At 71.9% G+C, this 21,504-nt stretch carries 17 protein-coding genes, 3 tRNA genes and 1 riboswitch; of the genes, 11 read left to right on the forward strand and 9 right to left on the reverse strand.

Annotation, left to right across the window (positions count from 1 at the left end; translation table 11 throughout):
• Positions 1–333 precede the first annotated feature (333 nt).
• Positions 334–1,011: a SanA/YdcF family protein gene (locus JS756_RS32780; protein WP_205386910.1), complete on the reverse strand. Its 678-nt coding sequence runs from the start codon at positions 1,009–1,011 to the stop codon at positions 334–336.
• A 145-nt stretch (positions 1,012–1,156) separates the two neighbouring features.
• Between JS756_RS32780 and JS756_RS32785 the strand changes: the two genes are divergently transcribed.
• From JS756_RS32785 to dnaG, 4 genes are all read left to right on the forward strand, one after another.
• The gene (locus JS756_RS32785; RefSeq protein WP_205386911.1) at positions 1,157–2,038 is read left to right on the forward strand and encodes a sirohydrochlorin chelatase; all 882 of its coding nucleotides are present in this window, start codon (positions 1,157–1,159) and stop codon (positions 2,036–2,038) included.
• Positions 2,039–2,523: 485 nt separating this feature from the next.
• Positions 2,524–3,837: a deoxyguanosinetriphosphate triphosphohydrolase gene (locus JS756_RS32790; protein WP_205386912.1), complete on the forward strand. Its 1,314-nt coding sequence runs from the start codon at positions 2,524–2,526 to the stop codon at positions 3,835–3,837.
• 141 nt (positions 3,838–3,978) lie between these two features.
• Positions 3,979–5,244, forward strand: coding sequence for an NAD(P)/FAD-dependent oxidoreductase (locus JS756_RS32795; protein WP_205386913.1), 1,266 nt, complete (start codon positions 3,979–3,981; stop codon positions 5,242–5,244).
• Positions 5,245–5,492: 248 nt separating this feature from the next.
• Positions 5,493–7,406 (forward strand): DNA primase, encoded by a 1,914-nt coding sequence (gene dnaG / locus JS756_RS32800; protein WP_205386914.1) that lies wholly within the window; start codon positions 5,493–5,495, stop codon positions 7,404–7,406.
• 85 nt (positions 7,407–7,491) lie between these two features.
• Here dnaG and JS756_RS32805 read toward each other — a convergent pair whose 3' ends face one another.
• Together JS756_RS32805 and JS756_RS32810 are read right to left on the reverse strand one after the other, a co-directional pair.
• Positions 7,492–8,265 (reverse strand): CbtA family protein, encoded by a 774-nt coding sequence (locus JS756_RS32805; protein ID WP_205386925.1) that lies wholly within the window; start codon positions 8,263–8,265, stop codon positions 7,492–7,494.
• A gap of 22 nt (positions 8,266–8,287) precedes the next feature.
• Complete coding sequence (locus JS756_RS32810; protein WP_205386915.1) at positions 8,288–8,518, reverse strand: CbtB domain-containing protein; 231 nt, start codon at positions 8,516–8,518, stop codon at positions 8,288–8,290.
• A gap of 46 nt (positions 8,519–8,564) precedes the next feature.
• A riboswitch (adenosylcobalamin (AdoCbl) riboswitch) is annotated at positions 8,565–8,680 on the reverse strand.
• Between the two features lie 188 nt (positions 8,681–8,868).
• Between JS756_RS32810 and JS756_RS32815 the strand changes: the two genes are divergently transcribed.
• Both JS756_RS32815 and JS756_RS32820 read left to right on the forward strand, forming a co-directional pair.
• Positions 8,869–9,423, forward strand: coding sequence for a histidine phosphatase family protein (locus JS756_RS32815; protein ID WP_205386916.1), 555 nt, complete (start codon positions 8,869–8,871; stop codon positions 9,421–9,423).
• A 391-nt stretch (positions 9,424–9,814) separates the two neighbouring features.
• Positions 9,815–11,113: an RNA polymerase sigma factor gene (locus JS756_RS32820; protein ID WP_205386917.1), complete on the forward strand. Its 1,299-nt coding sequence runs from the start codon at positions 9,815–9,817 to the stop codon at positions 11,111–11,113.
• 57 nt (positions 11,114–11,170) lie between these two features.
• On the opposite strand, the gene JS756_RS32825 is transcribed toward JS756_RS32820, so the two are convergent.
• From JS756_RS32825 to JS756_RS32840, 4 genes are all read right to left on the reverse strand, one after another.
• Positions 11,171–13,099, reverse strand: a complete 1,929-nt coding sequence (locus tag JS756_RS32825; RefSeq protein WP_205386918.1) for an ABC transporter ATP-binding protein — start codon at positions 13,097–13,099, stop codon at positions 11,171–11,173.
• Positions 13,099–14,832 (reverse strand): ABC transporter ATP-binding protein, encoded by a 1,734-nt coding sequence (locus tag JS756_RS32830; RefSeq protein WP_205386919.1) that lies wholly within the window; start codon positions 14,830–14,832, stop codon positions 13,099–13,101. The genes JS756_RS32825 and JS756_RS32830 overlap by 1 nt, the downstream gene beginning before the upstream one ends.
• A 153-nt stretch (positions 14,833–14,985) precedes the next feature.
• Positions 14,986–16,446 (reverse strand): FGGY family carbohydrate kinase, encoded by a 1,461-nt coding sequence (locus JS756_RS32835; protein ID WP_205386920.1) that lies wholly within the window; start codon positions 16,444–16,446, stop codon positions 14,986–14,988.
• Positions 16,447–16,617: 171 nt separating this feature from the next.
• On the reverse strand, positions 16,618–16,926 hold the full coding sequence (locus JS756_RS32840; RefSeq protein ID WP_205386921.1) for a YtxH domain-containing protein: 309 nt from the start codon (positions 16,924–16,926) through the stop codon (positions 16,618–16,620).
• Positions 16,927–17,085: 159 nt separating this feature from the next.
• Here JS756_RS32840 and JS756_RS32845 point away from each other — a divergent pair.
• From JS756_RS32845 to JS756_RS32855, 3 genes are all read left to right on the forward strand, one after another.
• A tRNA-Asn gene (locus tag JS756_RS32845) sits at positions 17,086–17,158 on the forward strand.
• Positions 17,159–17,163: 5 nt separating this feature from the next.
• Positions 17,164–17,236, forward strand: a tRNA-Asn gene (locus JS756_RS32850).
• Between the two features lie 177 nt (positions 17,237–17,413).
• A tRNA-Ile gene (locus JS756_RS32855) sits at positions 17,414–17,490 on the forward strand.
• A gap of 123 nt (positions 17,491–17,613) precedes the next feature.
• Here JS756_RS32855 and JS756_RS37725 read toward each other — a convergent pair.
• Positions 17,614–19,203 (reverse strand): tyrosine-type recombinase/integrase, encoded by a 1,590-nt coding sequence (locus JS756_RS37725; protein ID WP_205386922.1) that lies wholly within the window; start codon positions 19,201–19,203, stop codon positions 17,614–17,616.
• Between the two features lie 185 nt (positions 19,204–19,388).
• On the opposite strand from JS756_RS37725, the gene JS756_RS32865 reads away from it, so the two are divergent.
• Complete coding sequence (locus JS756_RS32865) at positions 19,389–19,592, forward strand: DNA-binding protein (protein ID WP_128803029.1); 204 nt, start codon at positions 19,389–19,391, stop codon at positions 19,590–19,592.
• Between the two features lie 182 nt (positions 19,593–19,774).
• Entirely contained in the window at positions 19,775–20,665 is an 891-nt protein-coding gene (locus JS756_RS32870; RefSeq protein WP_205386923.1) for a recombinase family protein, read from the forward strand.
• Here the strand turns inward: JS756_RS32870 and JS756_RS32875 are convergent.
• On the reverse strand, positions 20,651–21,235 hold the full coding sequence (locus JS756_RS32875) for a hypothetical protein (protein WP_240204715.1): 585 nt from the start codon (positions 21,233–21,235) through the stop codon (positions 20,651–20,653). The genes JS756_RS32870 and JS756_RS32875 overlap by 15 nt on opposite strands.
• Between the last annotated feature and the right edge of the window lie 269 nt (positions 21,236–21,504).

Genomic DNA, 21,504 nt, shown 5'->3' on the forward strand with positions numbered 1-21,504 from the left:
TTCAGCGTGCTTCTGCCGTGTTACGTGCCACGACGGCGCCTGTTACGCGGCCGGGACACTGACCTCCCCGCGCCCGCCCGAGCGGCGTGAGGACCCGCCCGGGCGACGGCGCGAGGCGCAGGGGCATGCACGGACGATCAAGAAAAATCGGCGACTCCTCCCACAGGCCGGGTGGCGCGGGGAAACAGCCATCGCGGCGGCACGGTGAAACGGCCGACGTGGCGGCGTCAAGGCTTCCGGTCGTGCGGCGCCGCACGGAAGGGCGGGGCCGCACGGAAGGGCGGGACCGCGGGACGCCGGGCGCCCGGCACCGCACCCGGGGCCGGAGGGCCGTCACCGGTCCGCGGCCAGTGCCCGCGCCACCCCCGGCTCCTTCGGCCCGAGGAAACGCGGATCCGGCTCGAAAGCCGCCTCCAGTGCCGCCTTGCCCGCCGCGAACACCTCTCGCGTGCCGCCGTAGTACCAGGTGACGTCGTGCGGCTCGGCCACCCCGACGCCGTAGGACGTCACGCCCGCCGCCTCGCACAGCGCCACCGCCCGCCGGATGTGGAAGCCCTGGCTGATCAGGACGGCCCGGTCCACGCCGAAGACCTTCTTCGCCCGCACGCAGGAGTCCCAGGTGTCGAAGCCCGCGTAGTCGCTCACGATCCGCCGGTCCGGCACACCGTGCCGGGTCAGGTACGCGCGCATCGCGTCCGGCTCGTCGTAGTCCTCGCGGCTGTTGTCGCCGGTGACGAGGACGACCTCGATGCGGCCCGCCCGGTACAGCTCGGCCGCCGCGTCCAGCCGGTGCGCGAGATACGGCGACGGCTCGCCGTCCCACAGCCCCGCGCCGAACACGACGGCCACCTCGGTGTGCGGCACGTCCGCGGCGGTGCGCAGCCGGTCGGCCGTGGCGGCATGCAGCCACGTCGCGGGCAGCAACGCCAGCACGCACCCGCCCATCACGGCCTGCACCAGCCGGCGCCGTCCGGCACGGGTGCGCGGCAGACGCGGTCGGCGGAACTCCATCGCGGTCCTTCCGTTCGCCCTCGCAGGACGCCGCCCGCGAGGATCCGGTTCGCTCACGCCCGCCGGGGGTACGCGGTGAAGCCCCGGAAAACACCCGTCACCGCCGCGCAACGGGCGCGCAACGTCGCACCGGCAGGATCCTTCCATGACGGCGTCGAACGCTCCTCGCGACGAGCAATCCCCGCGTCCGGGCGGCCAGCCCGGCGTCCACCTCGACAGTACGGCGCACCTGATGAACCGGATCAGCTCCCAGCTCGCCGGCCAGCTCAGCCTGGTCTCCCTCGACGGCAGGCGGCGTCCCGGCCCGCCCGCGCTCGTCCTCGTCGCCCACGGCAGCCGCGATCCGCGCGCCCTGAGCACCGTGCGGTCCCTGCTGGAGCTGGTGCGCGAACGGCGCCCCTCCCTGCCGGTGCGCCTCGGCCACATCGAGCTGAACGCCCCGTTGCTGCCCGACACCCTCGCCGAGCTGGGCGACACCCCTGCCGTCCTGGTGCCGCTGCTCCTCGGCCGCGGCCACCACGTCAAGCAGGACATTCCCGCGACGGCCGCCGAGGCCGGCGGCCACGCGTACGTGGCGGCCCCCCTCGGCCCTCACCCGCTGCTCGTGGAGACCCTGTACGCCCGGCTCGGCGAGGCGGGCTGGCAGGCGCCCCGCACCGAGGCCGAGCGCGCCGCCGCCGCCGTCGTCCTGGCCGCCGCAGGCTCACGCGCCCCCGACTCCGCCGCCGACACCCGCCGCAGCGCGCAGCTCCTCGCCGAACGCCTCGGCGTGCCCGTCGTCCCCGCCTACGCCTCCGCCGCGACGCCGACCGTCGAGGCGGCCGTACGGTCGCTGTCCGCGCGAGGCCGCCACCGCATCGCCGTGGCCTCGTACTTCACGGCCCCCGGCCGGTTCGCGACCGAGAGCGCCGCGAAGGCCCCCTGGATCGCCTCGGCCCCCCTGGGCGCCCACCCGGCGATGGCCCGCCTGGTACTGCACCGCTACGACCAGGCCCTCGCGGCGGGCGGTGCCAGCAACGCCGCGTGAGGCGCGCCGCAAGCCGACCGCCCCGCCCGCCCGGCGGCCCCGACCCGCCCGTGCCCGCTCCGGACCGCGGACCGGGCCCGCCCGTCGCCGCGCCGCGCCGTGACCGGGCAGGCCCGAGGGCCGCACCGCACCCGCTCGACCACCGCGTCCGCCCACCACCGCCCCCGCGCGCCCCCTGAAGGCCGCCCGCCTCGGGGGCGCACCCGCCGATCACGCCGCCCGAGGACCGCACCCGCCGATCACCTCGCCTCGAAAGCCGCGCCCGCCGATCGCCCCCGCCCCGAGGGCCGGGCCCCGACGACCGGGCCCCCGAAGACCGGGCCCAGGGGCCGCAGCCGCCCGGAGAAGGGACCGCCCCCGGGACCGCACGCACCCCCGCGGACCGCTTCCGGGGCCGGACCTGCCCCGAGGCGCACCCGGCCGGTGGCAGGACCCGCCCGACGCGGAGGGGCACGTCTGTCACTCGGGACGCCTACTGTCGAGGCATGGCAGGCACCGAACCCCTCCCCGGCTACGACCCGGCGTCGGTCGAGCGCTGGGCCCCCGAGCCCGACAAACGCCCCGGCCGCACCGCCTTCCAGCGCGACCGCGCCCGCATCCTGCACAGTGCGGCACTGCGCCGCCTCGCCGGCAAGACCCAGGTGGTCACCCCCGGCACCGTGAACCAGGCGTGGGACGCCAGCCCCCGCACCCGCCTCACGCACTCCCTGGAGTGCGCCCAGGTCGGCCGCGAGCTGGGCGCGGCGCTCGGCTGCGACGCGGACCTGGTGGAGGCGGCCTGCCTCTCCCACGACCTCGGCCACCCCCCGTTCGGCCACAACGGCGAGTCCGCGCTGAACGAGTTCGCCCACGACTGCGGCGGCTTCGAGGGCAACGCCCAGTCGCTGCGGCTGCTGACCCGCATCGAGCCCAAGCGCTTCACCTCCGAGGGCTCCGTCGGCCTCAACCTCACCCGCGCCGCCCTCGACGCGGCGACCAAGTACCCCTGGCCGCGCGGCGGTCACCCCACCGACCCGGCGTCCCGGAAGTTCGGCGTCTACGAGGACGACCGCCCCGTCTTCGACTGGGTCCGCAAGGAGGCCCCCGGCACCCGCGCGTGCTTCGAGGCGCAGGTCATGGACTGGTCCGACGACGTGGCGTACTCGGTGCACGACGTGGAGGACGGCCTGCACGCCGGTCACATCGACCCCGACTGCCTGCACGCCGAGCCCGAACGGCAGGAGATCTTCGCCGTCGCCGTCGGACGGTACGTCCCCGCCGGCACCGACCCCGCCGAACTGGCCGCCGCCCTCGACCGCCTCCAGGACCAGCAGTGGTGGCCGCACGGCTACGACGGCACCGCCGTCGCCCAGGCCCGCCTGAAGGACGCCACCAGCCAGCTCATCGGCCGGTTCTGCCTGGCCGCCGAGGGCGCCACCCGTGCGGCGTGGGGACCCCGGCCGGGCGGCGCGGGCGGCGGAGCCGGCCACGGGCGGCTCACCCGGTACGCCGCCGAACTCGTCGTACCGCACGAGACCCGCCTGGAGTGCGCGGTCCTCAAGGCCGTCGCCGACCGGTACGTGATGCAGCGTGCCGAGCAGGAGCGGGTCCGCGCCGACCAGCGCGTCGTCGTCGCCGAACTGGCCGAGGCGCTCACCGCCCGCGCGCCCGACGGCCTCGACCCCCAGTTCCGCACTCTGTTCGAACAAGCGGGCGACGATCGCGCGCGCAAACGAGTGATCGTCGATCAGATCGCCTCGCTCACCGACACGTCGGCGCGCTCGCTTCACGACCGACTGACGAGGCAGGGGAGACACTGAACGGCACGTGTGCCGTGAAACGAACGCGACGAGCGAGCCCGGACGTGACCCTGAGTGGCCCGTCCGGGCCACTCCCTCTTCCCCCTTCACGCTCCGTGCGGGACGCTCCCATGTGGCGGCACCCTTACGAGGAGGCATCAAGTGGTCGACGCGGATCAGACATTCGTCATCGTCGGAGGCGGCCTCGCCGGCGCGAAGGCAGCCGAGACGCTCCGGGCCGAGGGCTTCACGGGCCGCGTGATACTGATCTGCGACGAACGCGACCACCCCTACGAGCGGCCCCCGCTGTCCAAGGGTTACCTGCTCGGCAAGGAGGAACGCGACAGCGTCTTCGTGCACCAGCCCGCCTGGTACGCGCAGAACGACATCGAGCTGCACCTCGGCCAGACCGTCGACGCCGTCGACCGCGCCGCGAGGACGGTCCGCTTCGGCGAGGACGGCACGGTCGTGCGGTACGACAAGCTGCTGCTCGCCACGGGCGCCGAGCCGCGCCGGCTCGACATCCCCGGCACCGACCTGGCCGGCGTGCACCATCTGCGCCGCCTCGCCCACGCCGAACGCCTCAAGGGCGTGCTGGCCGCGCTCGGCCGTGACAACGGGCACATCGTCATCGCGGGCGCCGGCTGGATCGGCCTGGAGGTCGCGGCGGCGGCCCGCGAGTACGGCGCCGAGGTCACCGTCGTCGAGCCGGAGCCGACCCCCCTGCACGGCGTCCTCGGCCCCGAGCTCGGCGAGCTCTTCGGCGAGCTGCACCGCGAGCACGGCGTCCGCTTCCACTTCGGCGCCCGGCTCACGGAGATCGTCGGCCAGGACGGCATGGTGCTGGCCGCCCGCACCGACGACGGCGAGGAGCACCTCGCCCACGACGTCCTCGCCGCGATCGGCGCGGCTCCGCGCACCGGGCTGGCCGAGGCGGCGGGCCTGGAGATCGCCCGCCGGGAGCACGGCGGCGGTGTCCTGGTCGACGAGCAGCTGCGCACCTCCGACCCCGACATCTACGCGGCCGGCGACGTGGCCTCCTTCCCGCACGCCCTCTTCGGCGCCCGTCTGCGGGTGGAGCACTGGGCCAACGCGCTCAACGGCGGTCCGGCCGCCGCACGGGCGATGCTCGGCCGGGACCTCACCTACGACCGCGTGCCCTACTTCTTCTCCGACCAGTACGACCTCGGCATGGAGTACAGCGGATGGGCGCCCCCGGGGGCGTACGACGAGGTCGTCGTCCGCGGCGACGCCCACAAGCGCGAGTTCATCGCGTTCTGGATGAAGGACCACAGGGTGCTCGCCGGGATGAACGTGAACGTGTGGGACGTCACAGAGCAGATCCAGCGGCTCATCCGGACCGGCGCGCAGGTGGACACCGAGGCCCTCGCCGATCCGCACGTGCCGCTCCAGAGCCTGGGCGCCTGAGCAGGTCGGGCGAAGTCCGCCGGGGTCCGGCAGCGCCCCGACGGGGCACGGGGAACCGCGCGACCGGCCACGACGGTGCCGCGGCCGACGGACGTCGGCCCCGGCACCTCCGGCGGAGCGCTTCGGGCGCCCCGGGCGCGCTCGCCGCGGCGGCGTGGGCCGTGGGCGGCGGGGTGCCCGGTCCACCGCGCCCGCGGGCACGGCGAGCGCGCCCCGGAGCTGTCGGTACGTCCCCGTAGAATTCACGCGTGGCAGGACGGATCAACGACGAGGACGTGAAGGCGGTACGGGACGCGGTCCCGATCGACGCCGTGGTGTCCGAGTACCTCCAGCTGCGCAACGCCGGCGGGGGCAACCTCAAGGGCCTGTGCCCGTTCCACGACGAGAAGTCGCCGTCCTTCCAGGTCAGCCCCGCCAAGGGCCTCTTCCACTGCTTCGGCTGCCAGGAGGGCGGCGACACCATCACGTTCGTGATGAAGATCGACCACCTCTCCTTCTCCGAGTCGGTCGAGCGGCTGGCCGCGCAGGCCGGCATCACCCTGCGCTACGAGGAGGGCGGCTACAACCCCTCCCACCAGCGCGGTGAGCGGATCCGCCTGGTCGAGGCCCACAAGATCGCCGCAGAGTGGTACGCGGAGCAGCTCGCCGGCAGCGCCGAGGCCGAGACCGGCCGGGTGTTCCTCGCCGAGCGCGGCTTCGACCAGGCCGCCGCCGTCCACTTCGGCGTCGGCTACAGCCCGCAGGGCTGGGACCACCTCACCCGCTATCTGCGAGGCAAGGGCTTCTCCGACAAGGAACTGGTGCTGTCCGGCCTGTCCCAGGAGGGCCGCCGCGGCCCCATCGACCGCTTCCGCGGCCGGCTGATGTGGCCGATCCGCGACATCGGCGGCGACGTCGTCGGCTTCGGTGCGCGCAAGCTGTACGAGGCGGACACCGGCCCCAAGTACCTCAACACCCCCGAGACGGCCCTCTACCGCAAGTCACAGGTGCTGTACGGCATCGACCTGGCGAAGAAGGAGATCGCCAAGTCCAGCCGGGCCGTCGTCGTCGAGGGCTACACCGACGTCATGGCCTGCCATCTGGCGGGCGTCCCCACCGCCATCGCCACCTGCGGCACCGCCTTCGGCGGCGACCACATCAAGATCCTGCGCCGCCTGCTGATGGACAACGGCTCCGCCCGGGTGATCTTCACCTTCGACGGCGACGCGGCCGGCCAGAAGGCTGCCCTGCGCGCCTTCGAGGACGACCAGAAGTTCGCCGCCGAGACGTACATCGCCGTCGCACCCGACGGCATGGACCCGTGCGAGCTGCGCCTGGCCAAGGGCGACGAGGCGGTCGCCGACCTGGTCGAGCCGCGCACCCCGCTCTTCGAGTTCGCCCTCCGCCAGATCGTCGGCCGCTACGACCTCGACACCCCGGCCGGCCGCGCGGCGGCCCTGGACGAGGCGGCCCCGGTCGTCGCCCGCATCAAGAACAGCGGAGCCCAGCACGAGGTCGCCGTGCAGCTCGCGGGCATGCTCGGCATCCTCGACACCCAGTTCGTGGTCAAGCGGGTCGCCCAGCTGGCCCGCTGGGCCCGCGAGCGCGGCGGCCGCGGCGCGGGCGGCCCCCAGCAGTCTCCCCAGGCGCCCTCGCAGCAGTGGGCCGCGCCCGCCGGCTCCGCTCCCTCCGGCCCGGCCCTGACCCTGCGCAACCCGGTCTACGCCACCGAACGCGAACTGCTCAAACTCGCCCTCCAGCGCCCCGAACTGGTCTCCCCGGCGTTCGACGCGTACGGCGTGGACGAGTTCACCGCGCCGCCCTATGCCGCCGTCCGCCAGGCGGTCCAGGACGCGCTCGGCGCCGAGTACGGCCTGCAGGACCCGCAGGAGTACCTGGTCCGCGTCCGTGAGGCCGCCCCCGACGACACCGTCCGGGCGATGGTCACGGAGCTGGCCGTCGAGCCGATCCTGCGCCGCACCGTCGACGAGGTGTACGCGGGCACGGTCCTGGTCCAGGTCCGCCGCCGCGCCGTCGAGCGCCGCATCCGCGACGTCCAGTCCCAGCTGACCCGCCTCACCGCCGCCGGCGACCCCGCCCGACTCGCCGCCGTGCAGAACGAGCTGTGGGTCCTCCAGCAGTACGACCAGGCGCTGAGGGAGCACGGGGCCGCCGCCCTGTGACGTCCCCGCCGCCCGTGCGGCGCCGCACGGCAGAGGGGCCCGTGCCGGTCGCGCCCCCGGCACGGGCCCCTCTGTCTCGCACGGATCAGACGGTGGTGGGCGCTTCCGACGCCGCGCTCCGGCCCGGGCGGGCGGCACGCGGGGCCAGGACGCGTTCGGCGAGGAAGCCGAAGATCACCCCGAAGGAGCTCCACAGCAGCGCCTGGATGCCGATGGAGGCGAGACGGAACTGCCACAGCACGCCGGCCGGGAAGTCCTCCGGCGTCTCGTTCACCGCCGGCAGGAACACCGCGGCCACCGCCATGACGGCGACGAACGCGGCTCCCGCGGCCAGGCCCGCGTTCCAGTTGCCGAACCGCCCGGCCAGACGGCGGCCGAGGATCACCGCGGCCAGGCCGACCAGCACGGTCAGAGCGGTCATCAGGAGGTACAGCGTGGTGCGTTGGCCGATGGTGTCCCCTTCGTTGGCCCCCGGCGGGTTGCCCGGGTACTTCAGGAACGGCACCAGGTAGACGGTGACGAAGGCGCCCCCGGCCACCAAGGCGGCGGTGGCCCGCGGGCCGATACGGCCGATACGGCCGAGGGCGAAGCAGAACGCCAGTGCGGCGATGCCGCCCACGGCGGTGCCGAAGACGAGCACCGCGGTGGCCAGGCCCGCGGTGGACTGCACGGCCCGGCCGACCAGTTCCACCTCGTGCTCGTGGTCGTGGCCGGCATGGGCGTGGGCATCCTCGTAGGCGATGCCCGCGTTGAGGCCCGGCTCACCCACCAGGTAGGCGAGACCGAAGGCCAGCAGCCCCGCGGCCAGGCCCGCGAGCATGCCGCGGACCAGCAGCGTTCGGACGGTGACGGAGTTCATGACGGTGGTTCCCACGCCCTGTTCAGTGGCAGGGGAAGCCGAGCAGGTGCCGGCCGTCGTGGACCCACTCGTGCACGCCCGCACCGGACAGCAGCGAGGTGGCGCCCTGCTCGGCGCCGACGAAGTACAGCAGGACCAGCATCAGCAGGCCGAAGAACGCCGCCCAGGGCAGGACGGTGCGGATCGGCAGCTTGGCCGGGGTGGCCGCGGTGGAAGGGGTGAGCGGAGCGGGGGCAACGGCGGACTGCGCCATGGCGGGCCTCCTTCGGGAACACGCGTCCCGTGTCGGTGGAGCACGCGACGACGGCGCGAGGGTCTGACTCACCGACAGCACCCGTCGAACGAGGGGAGTTGCTCGGCACACAGTGGCGCGACCGTGCCGGATTTGCACCGGACTTCCAGACGCACCGTCGTCCTGTCCCTGCAGACGGTACCGGCCCCGCCTCCCACCGGGAAAGATGGCCTTCGCCACCTTCGTGCGGGAACCGGGTCCCGAACACCCCGGGGCCGGCCGCGCCGTCGTGACGTCGCAGGGGGCTCACCACCACCGTCCCGGCCCGGGCAACCAAGGCCGCGGCCTGTTGCGGCACTAGCCTCCAGGCCATGACAGTTCGGCTCACCCTGCTCGCCCCCGCCCCCGGACCGGCCCTGCGCCAGGCCCGCATCGACGCCGACGGCCCGCTGGACGAGGCCGGTCGGCGTGCGGCCCGGGCCGCGGCTCCCGGTCTGCCCGCGGCGGGCCGTCACCTCAGTGCCCCGTCCCGGCGCTGCCGCGAGACCGCCGAGGCCCTCGGCCTCGACGCCGTGACCGAGACCGCGCTGAGCGACCTGGACCTCGGCTCGTGGCGGGGCCGTACTCTCGACGAACTGGCCGCCGCCGAACCGGCCGCGGTCGCCGCCTGGACCACCGACCCCGCGGCGGCCCCGCACGGCGGCGAGAGCGTCCTCGACCTGTGCCGGCGTGTGTCCCACTGGCTCGACCGGCTCCCGGACGACACCGGCCGCGTCCTCGCCGTCGCGGACGCCTCCGTCGCCCGCGCCGCCGTCCTGCACGCCCTGACCGCGCCCCCGCAGGCCTTCTGGCGCATCGACGTCCCGCCGCTGGGCCGTGTCCTGCTCACCGGCCGCGCCGACCGGTGGAACCTGCGCATGGAGTGATCCGCCGCCGCCGATGCCGCCGCCGCTGATGCCGGGGCGGGGACGGGGGCGGTCCGGCGCCCCGCGGCACGGACGGGCCCCTGGGCAGCCGTGACGCGGACGGAAGCGGTCCGGGCCCCGGCGGGACAGGGCGTCAGGCATACCGTGAGGCGGACGGGAGCGGTTCCGCAGACCGCGGGGCGCGGGCGGGAGCGGTCCGGGAGCCCGCGGCGCGGACAGGGGCGTTCGGGTACACCCCGACGCGGACATGAGCCGTTCCCGACCCGCGGCGGAGCCGTCCCGACCATCCGGACATCGGTCCCACCGGTCACCGTGCGGTCACCGACCGGACTCAAAAAGTCACCGCACGCCCCTCGTGGCTTCGTTGTGTCGTACCCCACACTGGGTTCCGGTGCCTGAGTCCCCGGAGCGCGGCCGATCCGTCCCCCACGGGTCGCACACCCCCGCGGTTCCGCCCATCGCCTACGGGACGGACAGCGGCGAGGCCGCCGATTCCGCCCCCGAAGTACCGCTGCCGAGCCCCTCAGCAGCGATCATCCTGGAGGTCGCCCCCGTGCAGACCCAGACCCTCGGCCAGACCCCCGTCAGTGCCGTCGGCGGCACCGGCGGAACGGAGCCTGACGCCGAGTCGGACACACTCCTCGCGGTGGCCCCGCAGCCCCGCGTCGTGCTCCGTCCCGAGACCGCGGAGCCCGCCGATCCCCCAGCGGAGGCACTGGAGGCCGCCGACACCCCCGAGCCCGTCGAGCCGCCGCCCGCCCGTGCCGCCGAGAGCAGCGGGCCGTCCGCGGACCTGTTCCGCCAGTACCTGCGGGAGATCGGGCGCATCCCGCTGCTCACCGCGGCCGAGGAGGTCGACCTCGCCCGCCGCGTCGAGGCCGGCCTGTTCGCGGAGGAGAAGCTCGGCAGCACCCCCGACCTCGACAGCCGGCTCGCCCACGACCTGGATCGGCTCGTCGTCATGGGCCGGATGGCCAAGCGCCACCTCATCGAGGCCAATCTGCGGCTCGTGGTCTCCGTCGCCAAGCGGTACGTCGGACGCGGCCTGACCATGCTCGACCTCGTGCAGGAGGGCAACCTGGGCCTGATCAGGGCCGTGGAGAAGTTCGACTACGCGCGCGGCTACAAGTTCTCCACCTACGCCACCTGGTGGATCCGCCAGGCCATGTCCCGGGCCCTGGCCGACCAGGCCCGCACCATCCGCGTCCCCGTCCACGTCGTCGAGCTCATCAACCGGGTGGTGCGGGTCCAGCGCCGCATGCTGCAGGAACGCGGCTACGAGCCCACCCCCGAGGAGGTCGCCGCCCAGCTCGACCTGCCGCCGGAGCGGGTCGGCGAGGTCCTGCGGCTCGCCCAGGAGCCGGTCTCCCTGCACGCCCCGGTGGGGGAGGAGGACGACGTCGCCCTCGGCGACCTCATCGAGGACGCGGACGCCGCCTCACCCGTGGAGTCCGCCGCCTTCCTGCTGCTCAGGGAGCACCTGGAGGCAGTGCTCTCCACCCTCGGGGAACGCGAGCGCAAGGTCGTCCAACTGCGGTACGGCCTCGTCGACGGCCGTCCCCGGACCCTGGAGGAGATCGGGCGCATCTTCGGCGTCACCCGGGAACGGATCCGGCAGATCGAGTCCAAGACCCTCAACAAGCTCCGGGACCATGCCTTCGCGGACCAGTTGCGGGGGTACCTCGACTGACCGGAGGGCCGCCGTCCGGCGGCCCTCCCGGCACACCCCGGGGCTGTGGCCAACGCTTCAGTCGACCTCGGCCACCGCCTGCGCGAACTGCGCCTTGTACAGCCGCGCATAGGCCCCGTCCGCCGCCAGCAGGTCGGCGTGCGCGCCCTGTTCGACGATGGAGCCGTTCTCCATGACGAGGATGGTGTCCGCGTCCCGGATGGTGGAGAGCCGGTGCGCGATGACGAACGAGGTGCGCCCGTGCGCGAGTTTCGCCATCGCCTTCTGGATCAGCACCTCGGTACGGGTGTCGACGGAACTGGTCGCCTCGTCCAGCACCAGGATCACCGGGTCGGACAGGAACGCCCGCGCGATCGTGATGAGCTGCTTCTCGCCGGCGCTCACGCCCGCGCCCTCGTCGTCGATGACGGTGTCGTAGCCCTCGGGCAGGGTGCGGATGAAGCGGTCGGCGTGGGCCGCCCGCGCCGCCTCCTCGATCTCCCCGAGGGTGACCTCGCGCGAGGCGCCGTAGGCGATGTTCTCCGCGATGGTGCCGCCGAACAGCCAGGTGTCCTGGAGCACCATGCCGATCCCGGCGCGCAGTTCGTCCCGGGACATCGTCGCGATGTCGACACCGTCGAGGGTGATGCGCCCACCGGAGACCTCGTAGAACCGCATCAAGAGGTTCACCAGCGTCGTCTTGCCGGCGCCGGTCGGGCCGACGATCGCCACCGTGTGGCCCGGCTCCGCCTTCAGCGACAGGTCCTCGATGAGCGGCTTGTCGGGGTCGTAGCGGAACTGCACGTGCTGCAGCTCCACCCGCCCGAGCAACTCCGCGGGCCGCTGCGCCGGCACCGGATCCGCCTCCTGCTCCTCCGCGTCCAGGAGTTCGAAGATCCGCTCGGCCGAGGCGACACCGGACTGCACCAGGTTCGCCATCGACGCGACCTGCGTCAGCGGCATCGAGAACTGCCGCGAGTACTGGATGAAGGCCTGGACGTCGCCGATGGACAGCGCACCGGTCGCGACCCGGAGCCCGCCGACGACCGCGACCAGCACGTAGTTGAGGTTCGACACGAACATCATCAGCGGCTGCATGACGCCGCTGTTGAACTGCGCCTTGAACCCGGCCTCGTACAGGGCGTCGTTCTGCTCGGCGAACTGCTTCGCCGACTCCTCCTGCCGGCCGAACACCTTCACCAGGGTGTGCCCGGTGTACATCTCCTCGATGTGCGCGTTCAGGGTGCCCGTCGAACGCCACTGCTGCACGAAGTGCGGCTGCGACCGCTTGCCGACCCGGGTGGCGACCAGGAACGACAGCGGCACGGTCACCAGCGCGACCAGCGCCAGGATCCACGACACGTAGAACATCATCGCCAGCACGCCGATGATCGTCAGCACCGAGTTGATGAGCTGGCCCATCGACTGCTGGAGCGTCTGGCCGATGTTGTCGATGTCGTTCGTCGCCCGCGACAGCACTTCGCCGCGCTGCCGCTTGTCGAAGTACGACAGCGGCAGCCGCGACAGCTTCACCTGCACGTCCTCGCGCATCCGGAACATCGTGCGGTTCACCGCCCGGTTGACCAGGCGCGTCGCGACCGCCATCAGCACGCCGGCGAGGAGGAACGTGCTCAGCGCCAGCAGCAGGACGTGCCCGACGGCGGTGAAGTCGATGCCCTGTCCGGGGGTGAAGTCCGTGCCGCTCAGCATGTCGGCGATGCCGTCGTCGCCGTTCTCCCGCAGGCCCCGCAGTACCTCGTCCCTGCTCTCGCCCGCGGGCATCTGCCGCCCGACGATGCCCGCGAACACCAGGTCCGTGGCCCGGCCGAGGATCTTCGGCCCGACGACGTTGAGCCCCACGCTGACGACCACGCAGGCCAGCAGCGTGAACAGGGTCACCCGCTCCGGCCGGAACCGGCCCAGGAGCCGTGTGCCCGACGCCTTGAAATCCATCGAGCGGTTCTCGGGGCCGCCCCCGACCATCATCCGCCCCATCGGCCCCGCCATCAGGCAGCCTCCGCTTCCGTCAGCTGGGAGAGCACGATCTCCCGGTACGTCTCGTTGCCCGCCATCAGCTCGTGGTGCCGGCCCGTGCCGACGACCCGGCCCTCGTCCAGGACGACGATCCGGTCGGCGTCCCGGATGGTCGCCACCCGCTGGGCGACGATCACCACCGTCGCCTCGGCGGTCTCCTCGGCGAGCGCGGCCCGCAGCGCGGCGTCGGTGGCGTAGTCGAGCGCGGAGAAGGAATCGTCGAACAGGTAGATCTCCGGCCGCTGCACCAGTGTGCGGGCGATGGCCAGCCGCTGCCGCTGACCGCCGGAGACATTGGTGCCGCCCTGCGCGATCGGCGCGTCGAGTCCGGCGTCCAGCCGTTCCACGAAGTCCTTGGCCTGCGCCACCTCCAGGGCGCGCCACAGCTGCTCGTCGGTGGCGTCCGGGTTGCCGTAGCGCAGGTTGGTGGCCACCGTCCCCGCGAACAGGTACGGCTTCTGCGGCACCAGCCCGACCGTGCGGGCGAGCACCCGGGGGTCGATGGTGTCGACGGGCACGCCGTCGACGAGGACCTCGCCGTCGGTCGCGTCGAACAGCCGCGGCACCAGCCCGAGCAGGGTGGACTTGCCGCTGCCGGTCGACCCGATGACGGCGGTCACCTCTCCGGGGCGGGCCACCAGCCCGACCGCCTTCAGCACCGGCTCCTCGGCACCCGGGTAGCGGAAACCCGCGTCCCGCAGCTCCAGGTGGCCGTGCCGGCGCAGCTCGGTGACGGGTGCGACCGGCGGCACGACGCTCGACTCCGTCGACAGCACCTCCTGGATGCGCTCGGCGCACACTTCCGCCCGCGGCACCATCATGAACATGAAGGTGGCCATCATCACGGACATGACGATCTGCATCAGATAGGCGAGGAACGCGGTCAGGTCGCCGATCTGCATACCGCCGCTGTCGATGCGGTGGGCGCCGAACCACACCACGGCGATCGACGACAGGTTGACCACCGTCATCACGATGGGGAACATCAGCGCGAGCAGGTTCCCGGTCCCCAGCGCCATCGCCGTCAGGTCGGTGTTGGCTTTACGGAAACGCTCCTGCTCGTACTCGTCGCGCACGAAGGCGCGGATCACCCGGTTGCCGCCGATCTGCTCGCGCAGCACCCGGTTCACCGTGTCCAAGCGCACCTGCATGGCACGGAACAGCGGACGCAGCCGCCGCACGATGAGCGTCACGCAGATGCCGAGCACGGGGACGACGGCGACCAGCACCCCGGACAGCGGCACGTCCAGGCCGAGCGCCATGACGATGCCGCCGACGCACATGATGGGCGCCGACACCATCAGCGTGAACGTCATCAGCGCCAGCATCTGCACCTGCTGCACGTCGTTGGTCGTCCGGGTGATCAGCGACGGCGCGCCGAAGTGACCGACCTCACGCGCGGAGAACGACTGGACCTTGTCGAAGACGGCACCGCGCACGTCCCGGCCGAGCGCCGACGCGGTCCGGGCGCCGAGGTACACGGCACCGATGTTGCACACGACCTGGGTCAGCGAGATGCCGACCATCAGGGCGCCGTAGGACAGGATGTAGCCGGTGTCCCCCTTGACGACGCCGTTGTCGATGATGTCGGCGTTCAGCGTGGGCAGGTAGAGGGTGGCGCAGGTCTGCAGGAACTGCAGCAGCACCAGCAGGGCGATGGGTTTCTTGTAGGGCCTGAGATAGGTCCGCAGAAGTCGTATGAGCACGCTGGTCTCTCGGAGTCGGCGGTAGGGGCCGGGTCGGTTGCCCTTGGCCCCTATCGTCGGACACTCCCCCCGCGTTACCTCAACCGATTAAGCCGACGGCTGCGCGGTACGACCGTACGGGTGCCGGCCCGCGGCCCCGCCCGCACGCCGGTGCTACGACCGGAACGCTCCCGGATGGGTCTGCTCCCGCACCGAGGCGAACTGCTGCCGTACCGCCTGGCCCATCGCCAGCTCCTCGCCGGGGTCCAGCACCTGCGCGGCGGCGCCCTGCCACGGCGGCGGGGTGCGCGGGTCGAGGGTGCCCTGCGACACGCCGAGCGCCCATGCCGCCTGCCGGGCGGCGCCGATCGCGGCGTAGTCGGCGGGCTGCGGTACGACGACCTGCGCGCCGAACAGCGCCGGCGCTGCCGCCTGTACCGCGGACAGCTCCGCCGCCGCGCCCAGCAGGAAGACCCGCCGCACCTCCACGCCCCGGCCGCGCAGCACGTCCAGCGCGTCGCCGAGCCCGCACAGCATGCCCTCGAACGCGGCCCGCGCCAGGTGCTCCGGCTTCATCGACTCCCGCCGCAGCCCGGCCAGCGTGCCCGCCGTGTGCGGCAGGTTCGGCGTCCGCTCGCCCTCCAGGTACGGCAGCAGCACCAGCCCGTGGGACCCGGGCGTCGACTTCATCGCCAGGTCGGACAGGGACTCCAGGTCCGTCAGCCCGAGCAGCTCGGCGGTGCCTCGCAGGGTGCGGACGGCGTTCAGGGTGGTGACGACGGGCAGGTGCATGCCCGTGGCGTCGGCCAGGGAGGTGATCATCCCGGTACTGTCCAGCAGCGGCTCGGGATGGACGGCCATCACGGAGCCGGACGCGCCGAGCGAGACGACCGCGTCGCCCAGACCGATGCCGAGCCCGAAGGCGGCGGCCATGGTCTCGCCGGTGCCGGCCGAGATCAGCAGCCCCTCCGGGGTCGTGCCGGCCGCCTCCGCCGGTCCGATCACGTCCGGCAGCATCGCCTGGTGCCCGAGCGCCAGCTCCACCAGGTCGGCCCGGTAGGCGCCGGTCGCCGCCGACCAGTAGCCGGTGCCGGAGGCCCCGCCGCGGTCGGTGGTCCGGCGCGCCGGCCGTCCCAGCAGCTGCCACACCAGCCAGTCGTGGGCCTGCATCAGCAGAGCGGTGCGCTGCGCGGCCTCCGGCTCGGCCCGCGCCAGCCAGCGCAGCTTCGTCACCGGCTGACCGGCCTGCGGCACGCAGCCCACGGCCTGCGCCCATGCCTCGCGCCCACCGAGCGCGTCGACCAGGTCGGCCGCCGCGACCTGCGCCCGCTTGTCGCCGCCGACCATCGCCGGGCGCACGGTGGCGCCCTGCGCGTCCAGCGGCACCAGCGCGTTCTGCTGCGCGGACACGCCGATCGCCTGCACGCCCTCCAGCAGCCCGCCACCGGCGGCCTCGCCCAGGGACAGCAGCCAGGCCTGCGGATCGACGTCGCTGGGCCGACCCGTGCCGCCGCCGACCGGCGGCTCGACCGGATGCGGGGCATAGCCCTGCCGGAGTACGGCCCCGGTGTCCGTGTCGCAGACGACGATGCGCGTGAAATCGGGCGAACTGTCCAGCCCGGCGACTATCCCCATGCCGAAGATTCTGCCGTAGCGCGGCGCCTGCCCGGGCCGAGGGCGTCGGTCACCGCTCCGGCGCCCGCCTTCCGGTCGCTCCACTGCCCGGTCGCTCCACTGTCCGGCACCGCGCCCCGCGTGCGTGGCCGCGCGGGGCGCGGTGCCGCGGCTCGCCATGCCGGACACCCCCTACGTGTTGCTGGTGCCCCAGTCGTCCTCGCCGCCCCCGTTGTGCGCGGAGCGCTCGCGCAGGGAGCGGACCCGCCCGGCGACCGAGTCGGGCATGTGGTCGCCGACCTTCTCGCTGACCGCGTGGTAGGCCCGGCCGGCGAACCGGCGGCTCTGCTGGGCGGCGCTCTCCGCGGTGTTGCGGACGGCCGGGTTCTGCGCGACCTGGCGCGCCGACTTCCTCAGCTGCTCGTAGCGCTCGCGGCCGGCCTTGGTGCCGAGCACGTATCCCAGGGCGAGTCCGGCGATGAACGTGAGCCGGTAGCGCATGGCGGCCACCCTTCCCTTGCGTCGGTCTGCGGTGCGGCATCGGTGTCAGGGGGAACCGATTGGCGGAGCACCCCCCTGCTTGCGCTAATGTATGTGTCGCAGCGAGCGCGCGCCCCCTGGCGACCATCCGAGGTGGCACGTTCGATGCGAACGAGGCATTCCTCCGTAGCTCAATTGGCAGAGCAGCCGGCTGTTAACCGGCAGGTTACTGGTTCGAGTCCAGTCGGGGGAGCTCGGTCCTCCGTAGCTCAATTGGCAGAGCAGCCGGCTGTTAACCGGCAGGTTACTGGTTCGAGTCCAGTCGGGGGAGCATGCTGAACGAGGACCCCTTGGGGGTCCTTTTTCATGCCTGGAGGAACCGCTCGGTCCGCCGTGCAGTCCTCGAGGTCAAGCAGGCCGTGCGAAGTCGACCATGCGAGGCGGGAGATCGTATGACCGGCTATGCTGCGGCACACGGCGCGCACACGTGTACGCGACACGCCGCTATGGGGCGGTAGCTCAGCCGGTTAGAGCAGCGGACTCATAATCCGTCGGCCGTGGGTTCGAGTCCCACCCGCCCCACCACTAAGTGGTTCAGGAGAAACGTTCTGACCTGCGTCTTAGCAGGTCGGGAGCGAGTACGGCAGGATCTTGGCGGCCCTTCTCGATCATGGTTTCATGATCGTGAGGACAAATTGAGGACGCAGGTCACGCGGCGGGACGCAATCCCTCGTCCGGCCCATCCTCGTCCGCCTCGGGAGCCTCGTCGGCGCCCTCCTCGGGCTGGCTCTGGGGCTCGTCCTGCTCCTCTCTCGGAGGGGTCTTCTTCTGCGGGGACCGGGGCACGACTGCGCTCGTCGACTCCGCCTCGGCGGTCAGAAGCTGAGGCAGGACGCTCGTGTACGTGTCCGAGGTGATCTGGCGGGAGCTGTGGCCAAGCCGCTCCTGGACCACCTTGATGTCGGCCTTGCCGAGAAGCGCGAGCGTGGCCGACAGGTGCCGCGTGTCGTGCAGGCGGATCGGCGGGAGTCCTGACAGCTCCACGAGCCGGTTGAAGCGTCGGCTGATCCAGTCGGGGTGCAGGGGCTCGCCGTTCTCGTGCGTCCAGACCCGGTTGCTCTCAACCCAGGCGGCTTCGCCGGACCACTGCTCACGCTCCTTGGCCTGGGTGACCTGCCACTCCTCCCACTTCCCGCGCGTCTGGGAGTCGAGGGTGACGGTGCGGACGCTGTCCTGCTTCGGGGCTTCGTCGTACTGCCGGTACGCGATCTCCACGATCTGGGCGGAGATCCGGAACCACGAACCGGAGAGGCTGACCTCCGTCCAGGGCAGCGCGCACATCTCGCCGCGTCGCGGGCCTCGGAAGATGAACCCGTGCCACATGCCGCAGAGTCGGTCGTCGGAGATGAAGTCGAGGAACTGGCCGGTCTGCTCCGGGGTCCAGACCATGACGGGGCTGGGCTTCTGGCCGGTCCGCTTCCACTCTTCGACCCGTTCGGGTGTCCAGACCAGAGCCTTGGGGCGCCTGACCGCCGGCAGCTCGACCATGGCCGCCCAGTTGGTCGCGTACTCGCCGCGCTTGATACCGCTGCCCAGGAACGAGCTGAGGGTGGCGTTGATGCGGTGCATCGTCGCGGCGCTGGTGATCTTCCGCTTGCCCTTGCGTCCCTCGCGGAGAGCGGCGTTGGCAGCCAGGTAGGCCCGGCGCGTGGCGCGGCGCTCCTCCTTCTTGCCTGCGGCGCGAACCCACGCCGTGTGGGCGGCGTCGCGTGCCTCCTCCAACTCCACCACCTTGGCGTGGTGAAGCAGCCGCTCGGAGTTCTCTCGCTCGATCGCGTCGTACATCGCCTCGACGTGGCGCAGCTTGAGGTCCCGCCGCTTGATGTGCCCGAGGTGCGGTTCGAGGTAGAGGGTGATGTGCTCCTCATACCCGTGCCGGGTGGTGCGGGCCAGGCCCCTCTTCCTCTTGAGCCAGCCATGCAGGTCCTCGCCCACGGTGGCGTCGCTGAGCACGTCAGCGCCTCCGATGACGTCGCGGTAGACCTCCTCCGCCTTCGCCTTCGCGTCGTTCTTCGTGGCGAATCCCCCTCGCCGCACGCGCCGACGCTTGCCGCCCTCCCCGGCTTCCAACTCGAAGTAGAAGTACCAGGTGCCGTGCCCCTTCTGCGGGAGATTCGGGCAGTTTGCGTCAAGCATGCGCATCTTGGGCTGCCCGTTGGCGTTGAGTATGGGAGCGCCGTCCTCGTCGACGGCGGGCGCCTTGCACGCGCAGCGCCGGTAGTAGCTGGGATCGAACACAAACATCCCCTTCGTGGCTTTCGGTTGTGGATCTTCTGTGCCGGTCCTTGTCGAACCGATGCCCTATCTTGCCCCAACACTCCAGTGTTGGCGTATCCTTATGTGACGTTGGCGCGGGGGAGAACGCGACAACGGGAATGACCACGAAGAACGCTTCTGTAGCTACGGACCCCGGGGTCAGCACCATGACCCTGGAGGAACTGCTTGCACTGCCGCCGACGGTGAACGTCACAACGGCTGCGCGGGCACTGGGTATCGGTGTGCACAAGGCATACAAGTTGATCAAGGAAGGGTCTTTCCCGGTGCAGACGCTCACGATGGGCAGCACGGTGAAGGTTCCTACTGCCGCGCTGTGGCGAGTGCTCGAAGTGACGCCACCCGCGGGCTGATCACGTAGCTTTGGCGTATCGATTCCCCTAGCTCACGGCCCTTTCCACAGGGCTGTGATCTAGGATCGGGCGGCTAGGGGGCGCACCAGAGAAGAACGGACGACCGCATGCCACGGCTCTACGGTTTCGATGACGCGTCGCGTCGTCGGCTACGTGATGACGAGGTGGGCCCGCTTCGCCAGATGGTGAGCCGAGCGTTGCAGGGCGGCCAGTCCAACGCGGACATCGCCGTCTGGGCGAACGGCGAGGGCTACCGAGGCACGCTCGGGGGAGAGTGGAAGGACGCGTCGGTCGGACGCCTCTTCCGGAACCCGGCGATTGCCGGACTGCGCTATGACGACGATGGTGAACTCGTCGATGCCGGCCACCCGGGCGCCATCACTCCGGAGGAGTTCAAGGCCCTCCAAGAGCGGGATCAGAGCCGTAAGACGGGTGACGCGGCCCCGCCCTACGACTACCTCCTGGTGGATGGCGCCAGCACGTGCGGCAAGTGCACCTGGGCGCTTCAGGGGGCACGCACCAACGCCGGGACGCCCGGGTACCGCTGCCGCCCAAAGGACAAGGACGGCCGCGGAGGCTGCGGTGAGGTCCGCATCGATGGCGAACTCCTGGAGAACTACGTCGGCGAATACGTCGTGGCCGAACTCCTCAAGCCCGGCATCCGCGACCAGATCCTCAAGGCTCAGGCTGCTGTCCGCGCCCAGGTCGAGAAGATGAAGGCAACCATCGAAGAGCTGGAGGGCCGCCGCGGCGAAGCGGCGACCCTCTACGGTCAGCGGCAGATCAGCAGCGAGGCGTTCGTGGCCGCCGATCGCGAGATCACGGCCAACATCAAGGACACCCGATCGCGCCTGCGGTACGCCGAGCAGATGGCGGACTTCTCCCTCGGCAACGCCAAGGACCTGGTGCGGTGGTGGAACACGGCGCCGTCCGCGTCCAAGAGAGCCATCGTGAGGTTGTTCCTGGAGAACATCGAAGTGTTCCCCGCCAGGGCCCGCGGAGTGCGCACCGTTGAGCCTGGCAGGGTTGTCCTGCACTGGCGCAAGCTGCCCGGCCTGTCAGACGCCCGCTGAAACGGACGCCTTGCGCAGTGCGATGCGCCTACCGACCATCGCCATGGTTAGACCCGAGATGAGCGCGATGGTGGCGAGACCGGCCAGGGCGGGCGAGACGATCTCCTCGGCGTGCAGCGGCCAGGGGTGGCCGAGGTAGTGGGTCACCAGGTATGAGCCCTTGCTGGCCGCGTACGCGACACCCAGGATGGCTGCTGCGGCCGACAGGCCCAGGCCGCGCGCCGACCAGACGTTTCCGCTCCGCTGCACGGACAGAGCCATGCCGAAGCAGAGGAACGCGATCTCGCCGCACGTGACCGCCACATAGGCCAGGTAGACCATGAGGTAGACGGTGACGCCTGGAACTGTGGCGTACTCCGTCGTGAACTCGATCCTCTCGCCAGTGGTCTCGACGAACAGCGGCAGCATCGCGGCGAGGACGCAGACAGCGAACGCGATCCGCGCGTACAGGCTGGCCTTCAGCACCTCATGCTTGTACGACCAGTCGACAAGCATGAGCTGAAGGCTGCCGCACCAGAGCACGGCGCAGAAGTGTGCTCCGAGCTTGGTAGCGTTGTTCATGCCGGTCATGGACTCGACGAGATCTTCGACCGGGGGTATGGCGAAGATGACCCCGATTGTGCAGACGCCGAACGCTATGGTGCGGGCGAAGCGGGCGATGCGGTAGTCGTTCCGGCTGCGCTGGCGCCAGGCTTCCCTGGCGGAGAGCACTGTGAACCGCCCCGGGTTCGGTAGAGATCTCAGATTGTGGTGATGACCTGGGGTTTCTTGAGTTCGGTGTAGTAGTTGGCTTCGTATTCGACGGGCGGGATGTGCCCTATCTCACCGTGGAGTCGGCG

The sequence above is a fragment of the Streptomyces actuosus genome (assembly GCF_016921115.1).
Taxonomy (GTDB): Bacteria; Actinomycetota; Actinomycetes; order Streptomycetales; family Streptomycetaceae; genus Streptomyces; species Streptomyces actuosus_A.